Genomic DNA, 14590 nt, shown 5'->3' with positions numbered 1-14590 from the left:
TCTTTTCTCCTTTCCGTCGAAATTGGGAACATCGCACAGAAATGGAATTCTGCGTGCCTCTAATCTTTGTGAATTACCGGACCAACGACGAGGAAGCTACCGCCACACTCGTGGAAAGGGAACTGTCCAGGGTGTTCGGCAATGACAATGTCTTCCGGGCGAGCAAGTCCATCCGGTTGGGAAGCCGGTTCCCCCAGGAACTGCTCACCGCGGTCCGGCGCAGCAGCGTGCTGTTGGCCGTCATGGGGCCCCGCTGGCTGGAGTCGGGAGGTCCCGGCGGCCGGAGTCCTCTGGAGGACGAGGACGACTGGACCCGGAGGGAGATCAGGGAAGCGCTCGAGACCGGGGCCGTGGTCATCCCTCTGCTGGTCGGTGGCGCGAAGAGGCTGCGCCCCGACGATCTTCCCGGCGACATCGAGGCCCTGGCCTCCTGCCAGTACCGACGGCTCAGCCACCGCAACGCGGATGCCGACCTGACGGGGCTGGCCGACGACCTCGTGGAGTTGCTGCCCGAACTGGGAGCCGCCGCGCGGAGCAACGGCTACCGAACACGTTCGGCATCATTGGCCGACGACCGCGGCACCGACAGGGACGGGGCCGGAGACGCCCGGACGCAGGACAGGGTGATCAAGCACCGCCAGCGCGGGGGGATCGGCAATCTCAACGGGGACTTCTCCGGAACCTTCGTCAGCGAGCCCCAGGGCCCGGTCCACACCGGGAGCGGGCATCTGTATCAGGCGCGTGAGCAGTACCTGGGCCCGCGTATCTCCGGTGACGGAGGCAACGTGCAGTACGTGGGCGAGAACCATGGGGAGGTCCGGCAAAGGGCAGACCGGAATGGGCGGCCTGTGGACGAGGAATGTTGACCGGCACGGGCGGCACGTCGATCAGTGACCCGCAGGGACCGGTGCACAGCGGTGGCGGTGACCAGAACAACGCCTACTACTACTCGATCGGCCTGCGAGAACCCCTGGTCAGGGCCGGCGTTGATCGGCTGGAGATCGTACGCGAGCACCGGCGGCGGCTCGCCAAGTGCTTCGTATGGCCGGGTGGATACGCCCGGGCGGCCGACCGGCTGGTGCGGCCCGGTGCGGTGGTGCTCCTGGAAGGTCCGCCCGGAATCGGCCGGCGCTCCGCGGCGACCATGCTGTTGGTGGAGGTGTCGGTGCCGGACAGCCGCATCGAGGAACTGCCCATGGTCAGAGAAGAGGAGCCCCTCGACCCGTCACCCGACGACCGCTATCTGCTGGACCTGTCGAGCATCGGCGACAGCGACTACCCGGCTGCTCAGCGCACGCTCATGTCTTATCGCGCGCTGGTCGAGGAGAGCGGTGCCCGGCTGGTCGCCGTGACTCCGTCGGGTCTGGAATGGATGCTCGATGCGGAACTCGCCCCTTTGGCCGTGCACTTCGAACGGCCGAGTGGGCGGGCGGTCTTCAGTCGGCACCTGAGGGTGCGGGGCGTGAGGTTCGAGTACGAGCAACTGGACCACGGTGACCTGCCCCATCTGTTCGAGACCGCTCCCATGCGAGAGCTGGACCGCTTGGCGGGCCTGGTGGTGCAGGCCCGGGACCGGGGCCGTGGCACGAATTTCGAGCACTGGCGGGACGAGGCGATGGTCGCCGCGACCAACTGGTCGCAGCAGGTGGCCGGAGACCTACGGCAGCACCGAGGCGCGGAGGAACGAGCACTGCTGCTCGCGGCGAGCATGACGAGTGGCGGACCGGCGGACACGGTGCTGAGCACCGCGCGCAGCCTTCTAGGCGTCCTGGAGCACCCTCCGGACGAAACGCCCAAACTGGCCCGGGCGGGTCTGGACGAGCAGTTCGAGGAGTTACCCCTTGCCCGGGAGGACGACGGGCGGGTGCGGTTCGTCAGGCTCGCTTACGACGAAGCGGTCAGAAGGCACTTCTGGGAGAACTTCCCCGAACTCCGCTCAGACTTCAGGGACTGGGTGGGCGAATGCATGCAGCTTCCTGGCCTCGGGGCGGAGGACCGCGCGCGTCTGGTCGCCCGCTTCGCGGAACAGGTCCTGCGGACCGATCGACCTGATGACCTGCACCTGCTCATCGAGAAATGGACCCACCCCTCGGCAGAGGGCCGGTTGCGGGCCGAGGCCGCGGCGGCGCTTGAACTGGGCCTCAGCCACGAACGGTACGGGTCGCGGTTCCGCTCGTACGTCTACCAGTGGGTGACGATGGCGCACATAGCACCCGATCTCGCGCGAGTGCTGACGGTCGTGTGCCGGCAGGTGATGGCCGTCACCCATCCGGAGCAGGCCGTGGTCCGGCTCAGGCATCTCGCCCTGCGGCAGGAGAACCCCGAGGACATCAAGGCGGCGGCCCGCTCCGCTCTCCTGGAGCTGGCGCGCGGCAACCGCCGGTTGTACGGGCGGCTGGTGCACCGCCTTCTGCCGCGGGCGAGGCCGGTGGACGGCGGCCTAGAGGTACTTCTGGCGTTGCTCGACCCTGCTGAACTCCGCGTCCACCCGCCCTGGCAGGCATTCGTCTTCGCCTGGCGGGCCGTGATGGCGGGGAAGCCGGCGCGCGCCTGGTCCCCGTCGGTGCAGCGCTGGCTCGCCGCCCTGACGCTGCGGCAGGTGGGGGAGGAGGTCCTGAACGCGTTGCTCCTGGCCGCCTACGGAGACCGGGACCTGTTGAACCAGCTCTATGTGATGACGCGCGACTGGGCTGAGTCGGAGCCCGCCGACACGGCTGGGGGACTTCGGGCCCAGCGCGACGACCGTTTGCGGACCGCCGATCGGTTCTGCCGGGAAATCGACCTTGCACAAGGAGTCGCATACCTCGCTTCGGCTTCGGGTGCGCAAGGGACAAGGGAAGGACCATGAGTACCCAGCACATCACGCGCCTCATGTCTGGCGGAGTCGTTGCCACCACCCTGGCGGTGGGAGTCGCGCTTGGCTGTCCGCTTTGGGTGTGGTTCCTCCTGCCTGCGCTCATCGCCGGTGCTCTGCTGATCGATATGCGGGTGTCGCGTGCGGAGGGTACGCGTCCCACGGCTCCAGACCTGGACGAGTCTGTTCCCGAGCCTCCGGCTGAAGTTCCCTACCAGGAGACGTCGATCGTGGTGGTTCCCGTCCAGAGCGCCGTCGAGGACTGCCCCTTCCTGTTCTCCGCCTCCGTCTGGTGGCGGCCCGCGGAGAGGTTCGCCCTCTCTTCACACGGCAACCCGGCCGCCCTGGCCGCGACGTCCGTCCTGCAACGTGTGGAGAGTGTGACGCTGACCGAGAACCCCGGCCGGTGCACGTTCCTGGAACGTTCGCTGGAGGGAGTGCTGGGAACACCGATCCTCGACGGTTCGGAGCTGGTGGAGGCCTTCGCCACGGACATTCGGCTGGCCCTGCGGACCAGGGACCAGGAGCACCTGGAAGAGCTGGACGGGCTGCGCAAGGCCGTGGACAGCTGGGAGAGCCGGCGGCAGCACGAGCGCAACCTCCGGGAGTACCTGGGGGAGGACGTTCTGCGGAGTCCCGGCAACGCGGTGGTCTGGTGGATGGCCCGCCACGACGACCAGATCGAGCGTGCGGTGGACATGATCGCTCCTCTGACGGTCCTGTCCGCCGCCGCCAATGACGAGGAGATCCCCGAGGAGTACCGGGATCTGTTCCGGAGCCGCTGGAAGCCAGTGGAAGGGGAGCCGATGAGCGGATTCGACCACCCGGAGTCGGGTGGTGGGCAAACCTCGCCGGTCCATGGCCCGATCCGTCCGGCAGAGAGACAGGCACCTTCCGCCGATCTCCTGGCCGCCTGGCTGGACAGCGAGGGGTTCACCGAAGGGTCGGACGAGACCAGGGTGTTCCTGGACCGTCTCGCGCGTACGTCGGACGCGGCGGGCCGGCCGGAGGCCGCGGAGAACATCCGCAGGCATATGCGTCTGGCCGACCACGAGGACGGGCGTCCCCCTGCCGACCCCTCGGAGACCGGTACTGAGGACCCGCCGCTGGCCACACCCGCCTCCTGGCCGCCGCACGGCGGGGACGCGGCCGGCCACCCGGGTGACGCGGCGGAACCGTCGGGTACCGGGAGCCGGCCGACGGCATCGGAAGGCACGGCCGCCGAAGTGGGCGATTTCTCGCGGCGTTTCGACCCTGACGCATGGGCGCAGAGCGGCCCCGGCCCGGAGTGGCCCGAGGGTGAGCGATGACCCCGTCCCCCGATGTCTTCACCCGCATCTGCAGGTCCGTGGAGCAGCGGTACGCCCAGGGGCAGCCGCTGTGCAGTGGTTCGGACGTACCCATGGAGCCGCACTGCGGTCGAGCGGGCACCTCGCTGGACGATCTGCGGTCCCAGGCCCTTCGAGCAGAACCGGGCCACCCTGACCGGATCGCTCACTGGCGGCACATCGCCGGCCACATCCGCCAGGACGAGGTTGAAAGCGGACGGAGTTGGACGCTTGTGGCTGTGTGGTTGCTCGCGCCCCGCTTGAGAGGAGCGGCGTACTCGCTCTCCCGCCGTACCGGCGCCGAGCACGCTGACGTGTGTTCCGCCTTGCTGCAAGGAACGTTGGAGGGTGTACGAACCCTTGGCCGGGCGGACACATCGCTCACTGAGCAGCACCTGGTCGACGAGGCCTTCGCCGCAGGGTGGCGGACGGGCCGCCGCAGTCCGGAGGAGACCCCGGTGGGAGAGTGGGGAACGGTACCGGAGCCGGAAGGGCTCGATCCGTTGACGATGGCGGCCGATGAAGTCGTACGTGTCGGCGGGATGTCCAGGACCCTCGCCCAGCAGGCACAGGGCGAACGGCTGGGGTCGCTGGCGTATCGACTGGGCCTCCTGGACCATGTGCGCCAGGTACGTCAGTGTGGGCGCCGCCGAGCCAGCCCTCGCGCCCAGAACGCATTGAGCGAGCAGTTGGGCCTGTTCGGGATATGGGGGTCCGCCCGATGAAGCGCCATCGTGATGAGTCCGTCGCCTTCTCCGCCGTGTTCGGACTTCCGGAGGAGGTGGGGATGCGCATGGCGGCGGACGCGCTGAGCCTGGGGCTGAGTACGGCGTACACGCGGGCGAGAAGCGGTGAATTCCCTTGCCCATTACGGAAAGTCGGGCGTCGGTACGTCGTGCGGCTGACGGATCTGATGCGGGCTCTCGGCATCCAGGACGTGCGCGTGCACTACGACGACTTCGAAGCGGGTGCGCGCATCGCGCGTGGTCGGTCCGACACCTGGTGCTGAGCAGGGGGCTGGGGTGGTGCACGGGAGGGCCGTGCACCACCCCAGCTCACGCACCACTACTCCGGCAACCGGATCCCGTTCACGGCGACATCGAAGGCGGGGCGGAACTCGTCCCACTGGGCGCTCGGTGCGGACAGGAAGACTACGTACTGGGTCCCGTCGGTGCTGGTGAACGCCAGTTCCGCCGCGCGGAAATCGTGTTCGCGGCCCTTGAAGGTGAACTCCCAGTACCTCGCCCGCTCGCTGTTCCCGGAAAGTGGTCTCGTCCATCCGTACCCGCTTGTAGCCCGGGTTCTCGCGGCGGGTCTGGGCCTCCTTGGTCTCACGTCAGTGCCGGAGCGGTTCCACGCTGGCGAATATGACGACGTCGACCCGCAGGCCCGTCGGCCTGGTGGGGTCGAAGCAGGTGACCTCGTTGCCGGGCCGGTCCTGCGGGGCCCAGCCGTCCCGGACGGGGTGAAAGGACCTCGACGGGCCTCCTTCAGCCGGTATCCGGCAGGCACCGGGGGCTGGGGCGAGGCGCTGGGTCCCGGGGGCCGGTGCGAGGCGCCGGCCTTCGGCGGGGCGGCGTTGCCCGAGGGAGCGTCGGCCCGGGGCCACAGCATGGTGCCCGCCGTCGCCGTGGCGGTGAGGGCCACCACCGCGACCGTTGAGCATCAGCCGTATGCCGACGCCGCCCCCCTTCCGCGCGGTGGCGGGAGGTCCGTCTCCTTGGCCGGAACGTGCGGCGGCTGCCAAGGCCGCGCTCGCGAGCACTCATGTACGTTCCCGTCGGGTGGGCTGATTGTCGGAACTTTCTGCTCCCGGTGCTGCCCGTCCCCGCTCCTGCCCCTTGCAGCGCGGTCCAGGCAGGAATATGGCCCGGTCCGCGACCATGCCCTCGGCGGGGCCCTTCACGAGTAGGCCGTCGATCATCGGACGACGCTCCCCCGGCCACCGGGTCAGGCGACGGACGGCACCGCCCTCACACCACCAGAGCGATGGTGTGAGGCATCGGACCGCCCAGGCTCGACCCGGCACCCGAAGGAGCGAGGGAAATCGCCCCCGCGTACCCGGACCACGGACACGATCCGATGGCGCTGAACGCGGCAGGAACGCGGTGGACCAGAACGCCCAAGACCGTTCGGGGCGTTCGGCTGAACATGTGCAACTCATGCTCAGTCTTTAGTAACGGTTACGCCGCGTCCCGTACCCGTCCGGTGAACTCCGGGCCCGGGACCGGTTCCCAGGAGCCGTCGAAGAGGGACAGGGCGGCCCGCAGGGACTCCGTCGGTTCCTTGACGCGGTCCGCGACGGTGGGCACGGTCAGCTCCGTGCTCGTCTCCCCGGCGGGGACGGAGAACCACAGGGACAGGCCGCCCGGGACCGCCTCGGACAGCGGCACGGCCGGATCCGGGACCTCGCCGATCTGCTGCTCCAGCCACTCCGGATCGATGTCCGCCGTGGACAGTTCGGCGCCGCCGGTCACCGGCAGCACGCCGACCGTGCCCATGATGTCGGCGTCCGCCGCGGCGGACAGCGTCACCCGCCAGGTCAGGGCCCGGCCCTCGGTCACGTCGTCCGCGACGGGCGTCACGGTCACCGCGGGCAGGGGATCGTCGTTACGGGCGGTCACGCCGCCCCGGTGGGAGCCGACCACGGCCCCGCGCACCGCCTTCACGAACGCGTCGTGCGCCGTGTCGTAGCCGAAGCGGGTGTTGCCCCGGACCTCGACCGGCACGTCGATGTCGTGGCGCCCCGGGCGCACCGTCACCAGGCGCGAGACGGCCCCGTCGCCGTCGGGGCCGGGCACGAACAGGCGGACCTGTCCGGCACCCTTCCCGGAGACCCGCACCGGGACGCGGTAGGTCCGCACCCCGGAGTCGCCCTCGTCGACCGTCAGCCGGCCGATGTCGACGCGCGGCAGCGCGGCCGGCCGCACCGCCGGGGTGCCCGGACGCCAGCCCCACCCGTCCACGAGCCACGCGCGGCCCGCGCCGCCGCCCGGGGACAGTTCGAGCGACGCGATCCGCTTCAGGTCCAGGCCCGCCCGGCTCGCGGCGGACAGCGGGACGCGGACCTCGCGCGCCCACACGGACGCGGTCCGGTCGCTGCCCGGCAGCCCGTCGACCCGGACGCGGCCCAGGTGCGCGCGGCGGCCCGAGGCGTCGGTCACGGCGACGTCGAACCGGGTGCCCGCGCTGTTGGGCGGCACGGCCAGGCGCAGGGCCAGGGCGTCGGAGCCGGCCAGCGAGACCGGCCGGGACGGGCGTACCGCGACCGGCTTCCCGGGAGCGTCCCACCGCAGCGCGACGGCGTCGCGGCCCGGCTCGGGAGAGGCGTCCCAGACCGCGAAGTGCGGCGAGGCGCCGCCCTCCTCGGGGTTCAGACAGGCGCGTCCGGCGTCGGGATCGACCTGGGCGCACAGCCGGCCCGAGCCGGAGACCGCCGTCGAGGCGTCCGGCAGGAAGGCCGGGACGCGGTGCCCGCCGACGGCGTGGGTGAGGACCCGGGCCGGGCCCGCCGAGGGCGCGCGGCGGCCGGTGCCGTCGAGCAGCGGCCGCACCCGGTCGTCGCCCCCGACGAACAGCCGCGCCGACGCCGCGATGTAGGCCGCGCCCGCCTTCTGCTGCTGCCCGGCGGTCAGCCGGGTCGCCGCGCCGGGGGAGCAGACCGGGTCGGGCGTCTCGTCGGACGAGAAGTCGTCGGAGGCCGGGGCCTGGGCCTGGCCCGGGGTCCACTCGGTGTTGAAGAAGTTGTGGTTGGCCCCGACCATGTAGACCGAGCTGTGCAGGGCCGTGCCCCGGCCGACGCCACGGGTGCCGTCGAGGTAGATCTGGCCCTGGAGGTCGCTCACGTCCCCGTCGCAGCCCGGCAGGATCGTCGTGGACGGCACGTCGGGGGCCGGGTTCTGGCCGAAGATCGTGGGCCCGATCAGGACGTTGCCGCGGATCTTCCACCGTACGGGCCCGTGGTGGCCGTCCCGGTCGGCCGGCGGCGGGTAGAGGCTGTCGAGCGCCGCCCGGTTGACGCCCTCGCCGCCGCGCGAGTGGCCGACGAGCAGCACCCGCGAGAGGTCGGCGGGCGCGGTCTTCCGCACGGCGGCCGGCGCGCCCGGCCGGTTCGCGGCCCAGTCGGCCCAGCGGGCCAGGTGCAGCCGGACCAGGGAGGAACGGGCCTGCGCGCCCGCGTCGTCGATGCTGTGGTCCTGCCCGTTGACGCCGTTGGCGGATATCGAGAGCGTCACGTAGCCCTGGGAGGCCAGGAGCTTCTGGGCGTTCAGGTATCCCCGGTGGCTCGGTATCTCCCGGGTGCCCGCCGGACAGGGCCAGGCGCCCGTCGCGTCCTCGGTCCCGGGCGTGTAGCAGGTGGCGTGCCGGCCGTGCAGGAAGAGGGCCACCGGCCGCTTGCCCGGCGCGCCGGCCGGACCCACCACGACGGCGCGCATCTCGACGGGCACGGGGAAGTCGGGCAGCGACACGGACGGCAGGACGTACTCGCCGCTCACGGTCCGGTAGGGGCCGGGCGTGCCCGGGTCGACCGGGTTCGCCGGGAGGAGGGCCTCCGGCGCGGCGGACCGGGGCGGGGCCTGCCGCGGCCCGGTGGGCGGGGCGAGGGGCCGGAGGGGGGCGGAGGGAGCGGCGTCCAGCCGCTTGCCGCCGGCCGTCACCCGCAGCCGGTCGCTCCCGTCGAGCCGGGCGTCCCCGAGGGGGAGCCGGAAGGCGCGCCCGTCGGGATCGGCCGCCGGACGGCCGAGCAGCCGGTCGCCGGCGTGGAACTCGACCCGGGCGTCGCCCATGGGGACGGGTCCGGGCGACGTCCACACGAGCTGCCGGTCCGCACCGGTCCCGGTGACCCGCCAGCCCGGGGGGAGTTCGGGGTTCCCGCGTCCGGCCTCCCGGGCGGTCGTCGCCGTCGGTCCGGGCGACGGTTCCCCCGCGTGCGCCGCGCCGGGCGTCGCCGCCGCCAGCGCGAGTAAGGCGGCGGCGGTGGTCACGCCGCGTATGCCACGTATCAAGACGGTCTTCCTCACGTTCGTTCCGTGGGAGCACCGCCGGTGGCGTCGGCCGTCCGGCTCCCCGGTGCCCCCTCTCGCCCCGGAGGACGGCGGCGGACGCGCCGGGGTTGCCTCCCCCGTACGGCGTCATGTGCGCGCCGGAGAAGGGGAGTCGGGAACGGGACCGGCCCGGACGGCGGGGAGCCGTCCGGGCCGGGCGTGCCGCGGCCGGACGACGGGGGGCGCCGTCCGGCCGCGGGCGGGAGAGGGTCAGACGAGGTCGAACCGGTCCAGGTTCATCACCTTGTCCCACGCGGAGACGAAGTCCTTCACGAACTTCTCCTTCGCGTCGTCGCTCGCGTAGACCTCGGCCAGCGCGCGCAGTTCGCTGTTGGAGCCGAAGACGAGGTCGGCGCGGGTGCCGGTCCACCGGACCGTGCCCGTCGCGGCGTCGTGGGCCTCGAAGAGGTCCGCGTCCCCGGCCACCGGCCGCCAGATGGTGTCCATGTCGAGCAGGTTGACGAAGAAGTCGTTCGTCAGGGTGCCCGGGACCGTGGTCAGGACGCCGTGCTTCGAGCCCTGGTGGTTCGCGCCCAGGACGCGCAGACCGCCGACGAGGACCGTCAGTTCGGGGGCGCTCAGGTTCAGCAGGTTGGCCCGGTCGACGAGGAGGAACTCGGCCGGAAGCCGGCTGCCCTTGCCGAGGTGGTTGCGGAAGCCGTCCGCCTTGGGCTCCAGGGCGGCGAAGGACTCCACGTCCGTCTGCTCCTGGCTCGCGTCCACCCGGCCCGGCGTGAACGGCACCTCGACGGCGAAGCCCGCGTCCGCGGCGGCCTTCTCCACGGCCGCGGAGCCCGCGAGGACGACCAGGTCGGCGATCGAGACCTTCTTGCCGCCCTCGGCGTCGAAGGCGGACTTGACGCCTTCGAGGACGCGGAGCACCTGCGCCAGCTGGTCCGGCTCGTTGACCTCCCAGTTGCGCTGCGGCTCCAGGCGGATGCGGCCGCCGTTGGCGCCGCCCCGCTTGTCGCTGCCGCGGAAGGAGGAGGCCGAGGCCCAGGCCGCGGAGACGAGCTGCGCGACGGTCAGGTCCGAGGCGAGGATCCGCTCCTTGAGGGAGGCGACGTCCGAGGCGTCCAGGAGCTCGCCCTCGCGCTCCGGCAGCGGGTCCTGCCACAGCAGGACCTCGGAGGGGACCTCCGGGCCGAGGTAGCGGGAGATCGGACCCAGGTCACGGTGGGTCAGCTTGTACCAGGCGCGGGCGAAGGCGTCCGCGAACTGCTCCGGGTTCTCGTGGAAGCGCCGCGAGATCTGCTCGTACGCCGGGTCGAAGCGCAGCGACAGGTCGGTGGTGAGCATCGTCGGGAGGTGCTTTTTCGACGGGTCGTGCGCGTCGGGGATGATCGCCTCGGCGTCCTTCGCCACCCACTGGTGGGCACCGGCCGGGCTCTTGGAGAGCTCGTAGTCGTACGCGAAGAGGTGCTCGAAGAAGTCGTGGCCCCACTGCGCGGGGGTGGTGGTCCAGGTGACCTCCAGACCGCTGGTGATGGTGTCGCCGCCCTTGCCGGTGCCGTGGGAGTTCGCCCAGCCGAAGCCCTGGGACTCGATCGGCGCGGCCTCGGGGTCGTCGCCGACGCTCTCCGACGGGCCGGCGCCGTGCGCCTTGCCGAAGGTGTGGCCGCCCGCGATGAGCGCGACGGTCTCCTCGTCGTTCATCGCCATCCGGCGGAAGGTCTCCCGGATGTCGCGGGCCGCCGCGACCGGGTCCGGGTTGCCGTTCGGGCCCTCGGGGTTGACGTAGATGAGGCCCATCTGGACCGCGCCGAGGGGCTCCTCGAGCTCGCGGTCGCCGGTGTAGCGCTTGTCGTCCAGCCAGACGGTCTCGGGGCCCCAGTAGACGTCCTCGTCGGGCTCCCACACGTCCGCGCGGCCGCCGGCGAAGCCGAAGGTCTCGAAGCCCATCGTCTCCAGGGCCACGTTGCCGGTGAGGATCAGGAGGTCGGCCCAGGAGATGTTCTGGCCGTACTTCTTCTTGACCGGCCACAGCAGGCGGCGGGCCTTGTCCAGGTTGACGTTGTCCGGCCAGCTGTTGAGCGGCGCGAAGCGCTGCTGGCCGGCGCCGGCGCCGCCGCGGCCGTCGCTGATGCGGTACGTGCCCGCGCTGTGCCACGCCATCCGGACCATGAGGGGGCCGTAGTGGCCGAAGTCGGCGGGCCACCAGTCCTGGGAGGTCGTGAGGACCTCGGCTATGTCGCGCTTCACGGCCGCCAGGTCGAGGTTCCCGAACGCCTCGGCGTAGTCGAAGTCCTCGCCCAGCGGGTTGGCCACGGCGGGGTTCTTGGCGAGGATCTTCAGGTTCAGCCGGTTCGGCCACCACTGGTTGTTCCCGCCGCCCTGGGTCGGGTGGGCGGCGCGGCCGTGCGCGACCGGGCAACCGCCCCCGGCTTCGTCCAGCTTCGCGTCCACGACGATCGCGTCGTGGTTCTCGGGCGCTTCGTTCTCGGGCACGCGGTTCTCAGACATCGGAATCCTTCCGGACCTGGCGGACGACATTGCTCAGGAAGTGCGATCGGAGCGGCCGGGCCGTGCCCGGAGAGCCGTCACGTATCGGACTCCCGCCGCGCTGAGGTCTTCCTGTCCCTTGGCCATTAACGAAATCGATCCTACAATGGACCTTGTCCAAGTCAAGAACAATGCCAAATCCTGTCCGAGGAACACCGGCCGCACACCGGACACCACGGGCCCCGCGTCCGAGCCGAAGAGGTGAACCGATATGAGCGACCTGCTGGAACGGCTGCGATCCCGAGGCTGGCGTATGACGTCCCAGCGGCGCGTGGTCGCGGAGGTCCTGGCCGGCGACCACGTCCACCTCACGGCGGACGAGGTGCACGCGCGCGCCGTCGAGCGGCTGCCGGAGATCGCGCGGGCGACGGTCTACAACACCCTCGGCGAACTCGTCGCCCTGGGGGAGGTCGTGGAGCTCTCCACGGACGGGCGGGCCAAGCGCTACGACCCGAACGCGCGCCGGGAGCACCAGCACCTGGTCTGCTCGGGCTGCGGGCTCATCCGGGACGTCCACCCGACGGGCGACCCGCTGGCGGTCCTCCCGTCGGAGGAGCGTTTCGGCTTCGCCGTGGAGAAGGCCGACGTCACGTACCGGGGGCTGTGCCCGGACTGCTCGGAGGGATGAGCGCGTACGCGGGAGGGGGCCGCCACCGGTGTCGGTGACGGCCCCCTCCGGGGTGGCGGCTCCCGCTCCGGAGCCGCCGGGTGACTACTTCAGGACGGCGAGCGCCTCGTCGTAGCCGGGCTCGTCCGCGATCTCGCCCACGAGCTGCGCGTGCAGGACCTTGTCGTTCTCGTCGAGGACGACGACCGCGCGGGCGGTCAGGCCGGCCAGCGGCCCGTCCGCGATCTCCACGCCGTAGTTCGTGTGGAACTCGCGGCCCCGGAGCGTCGAGAGGTTCTTGACGTTCTCCAGGCCCTCGGCGCCGCAGAAGCGCGCCTGCGCGAAGGGCAGGTCGGCGGAGATGCAGAGCACCACGGTGTTCTCCAGCTCACCGGCCTTCTTGTTGAAGGCGCGAACGGAGGAGGCGCACGTCGGGGTGTCGACGCTCGGGAAGATGTTGAGGACCTTGCGCACGCCGGCGAAGTCCTTCAGCGACTTGTCGGCGAGACCCTCGGCGACGAGCGTGAAGTCGGGCGCCTGGCTGCCGGGCTCCGGCAGGGCGCCGTTGACCTGCACCGGGCTGCCCTTCAGTGTGACCTGGGCCATGGTGATCTCCTTCAAGACGTGTGAGTGGCAACGAAGCGCATCGTACGGAGTCCGGGCCGCTCGCGCGGTCACACCTCTTGACGCCCCCTTCCTTCACTTCTTAAATCAGGTGGGCGGTGAAGCGGTCCGGCTCCATGCGTGTCATGTACCTGACATGCATCCGAGGCGCGCGTCCACGGCGCCGTCCCCCCACACCCGACGGAAGAGAGAGCCATGACCTCCTCCCGCGCACGACGGCGCACGCTGTCCTCCGCCCTGTCCGCCCTCGCCCTGGCCCTCGCCGTCACGGCGCTCGGCCCCGCGGCCTCGGCCGGCCCCGCCGAAGGAGCCGCCCCCGTACCCGCCGCCGTAGCCCCCGCCGCCCTCCAGCCCGCCGCCGGGGCGGCCGCCGTCACCTTCTCCGACGACTTCGACGGCCCCGCGGGCGCCGCCGTGGACGGGAACAAGTGGCAGATCGAGACCGGCGACAACGTCAACAACCACGAGCGGCAGTACTACACGGCCGGAAACCGCAACGCCGCGCTCGACGGCCAGGGCCACCTGGTCATCACCGCCCGCAAGGAGAACCCGGGCAACTACCAGTGCTGGTACGGGCGGTGCGAGTACACCTCGGCGCGGCTCAACACCGCCGGGAAGTTCACCACCCGGTACGGCCGCGTCGAGGCCCGCATGAAGGTGCCGCGCGGCCAGGGCATGTGGCCCGCGTTCTGGATGCTCGGCAACGACATCGGCCAGGTCGGCTGGCCCAACTCGGGCGAGATCGACGTCATGGAGAACGTCGGCTTCGAGCCCTCCACCGTCCACGGCACCCTGCACGGCCCCGGCTACTCGGGCTCCGGCGGCATCGGCGCCGGATACACCCTGCCCGGCGGGCAGGCCTTCGCCGACGCCTTCCACACCTTCGCCGTCGACTGGTCGCCGGGCCGGATCACCTGGTCCGTGGACGGCAACGTCTACCAGACCCGCACGCCCGCCGACCTCGGCGGCCGGACCTGGGTCTTCGACAAGCCCTTCTTCCTGATCCTCAACCTCGCGGTCGGCGGCTACTGGCCCGGCGACCCGAACGGCTCGACCCCCTTCCCGAGCCAGCTCCTCGTCGACCACGTCCGCGTCACCACCTCCGACGCCCCGGCCGGCGGCGGACCGATCACCGGCATCGGCGGCAAGTGCGTCGACGTCGCCGCCGCCGACACCGCGAACGGCACCCCCGTCCAGCTCTACGACTGCAACGGGACCGCCGCCCAGCGATGGACCGTAGGGACGGACGGAACCATCCGCGCGCTCGGCAAGTGCCTCGACGTCACCTCCGCCGGCACCGCCGACGGAACGCCCCTCCAGCTGTGGGACTGCAACGGCACGGAGGCCCAGCGCTGGGTCGCCAACGACGCCCGGGACGTGGTGAACCCGCGCGCGAACAAGTGCCTGGACGCCACCGGCAACAGCTCGGCCAACGGCACCCGGCTCCAGATCTGGACCTGCGCGGGCACCGCCAACCAGAAGTGGACGGTGACCCGGTAGTACGGGCGGTCCCGACAGCCCCGTGGGGCGGGGGGGGGGGGGCGGCCCCCCCGCCCCCCCCCCCCGCCCCGCCCCCCCCGGGGCCGGCGCGTAAAAACAAAAAACCACCCCCCAGAAACCACAAAAAAAA

9 protein-coding genes are annotated in these 14590 nt (G+C 71.5%); 6 read left to right on the top strand and 3 right to left on the bottom strand.

Features of this window, described 5'->3' with window-relative positions:
• Positions 1 to 41 precede the first annotated feature (41 nt).
• The 4 genes from ACWGSR_RS29185 (at position 42) to ACWGSR_RS29170 (ending at position 5191) form a co-directional block, all read left to right on the top strand.
• On the top strand, positions 42 to 866 hold the full coding sequence (locus ACWGSR_RS29185) for a toll/interleukin-1 receptor domain-containing protein (RefSeq protein ID WP_453570760.1): 825 nt from the start codon (positions 42 to 44) through the stop codon (positions 864 to 866).
• The gene (locus ACWGSR_RS29180; protein ID WP_453570757.1) at positions 860 to 2848 is read left to right on the top strand and encodes a hypothetical protein; all 1989 of its coding nucleotides are present in this window, start codon (positions 860 to 862) and stop codon (positions 2846 to 2848) included. Before ACWGSR_RS29185 ends, ACWGSR_RS29180 begins: the two co-directional genes overlap by 7 nt.
• Entirely contained in the window at positions 2845 to 4164 is a 1320-nt protein-coding gene (locus ACWGSR_RS29175; RefSeq protein ID WP_453570754.1) for a hypothetical protein, read from the top strand. The genes ACWGSR_RS29180 and ACWGSR_RS29175 overlap by 4 nt, the downstream gene beginning before the upstream one ends.
• Before the next feature lie 739 nt (positions 4165 to 4903).
• Positions 4904 to 5191 carry a hypothetical protein gene (locus tag ACWGSR_RS29170; RefSeq protein WP_376245722.1) on the top strand — a complete coding sequence of 96 codons (288 nt, stop codon included), beginning with the start codon at positions 4904 to 4906 and terminating at the stop codon, positions 5189 to 5191.
• Positions 5192 to 6365: 1174 nt separating this feature from the next.
• On the opposite strand, the gene ACWGSR_RS29165 is transcribed toward ACWGSR_RS29170, so the two are convergent.
• Positions 6366 to 9188: a hypothetical protein gene (locus ACWGSR_RS29165; protein ID WP_453570751.1), complete on the bottom strand. Its 2823-nt coding sequence runs from the start codon at positions 9186 to 9188 to the stop codon at positions 6366 to 6368.
• 249 nt (positions 9189 to 9437) lie between these two features.
• Positions 9438 to 11690 (bottom strand): catalase/peroxidase HPI, encoded by a 2253-nt coding sequence (gene katG / locus ACWGSR_RS29160; protein WP_453570748.1) that lies wholly within the window; start codon positions 11688 to 11690, stop codon positions 9438 to 9440.
• A 250-nt stretch (positions 11691 to 11940) separates the two neighbouring features.
• On the opposite strand from katG, the gene ACWGSR_RS29155 reads away from it, so the two are divergent.
• Positions 11941 to 12357: a Fur family transcriptional regulator gene (locus ACWGSR_RS29155; protein ID WP_376247165.1), complete on the top strand. Its 417-nt coding sequence runs from the start codon at positions 11941 to 11943 to the stop codon at positions 12355 to 12357.
• Between the two features lie 84 nt (positions 12358 to 12441).
• Here ACWGSR_RS29155 and tpx read toward each other — a convergent pair whose 3' ends face one another.
• A complete protein-coding gene (gene tpx / locus ACWGSR_RS29150; RefSeq protein ID WP_366379157.1) occupies positions 12442 to 12942 on the bottom strand; it encodes a thiol peroxidase in 501 nt (166 codons plus the stop codon).
• 213 nt (positions 12943 to 13155) lie between these two features.
• Here tpx and ACWGSR_RS29145 point away from each other — a divergent pair, with 213 nt between their 5' ends.
• A complete protein-coding gene (locus ACWGSR_RS29145) occupies positions 13156 to 14460 on the top strand; it encodes a ricin-type beta-trefoil lectin domain protein (RefSeq protein WP_376247168.1) in 1305 nt (434 codons plus the stop codon).
• The last annotated feature ends 130 nt before the right edge of the window (positions 14461 to 14590 follow it).

Source organism: Streptomyces sp. NPDC055632, from assembly GCF_053618675.1.
This window is presented reverse-complemented; position numbering and strand designations above follow the sequence as displayed.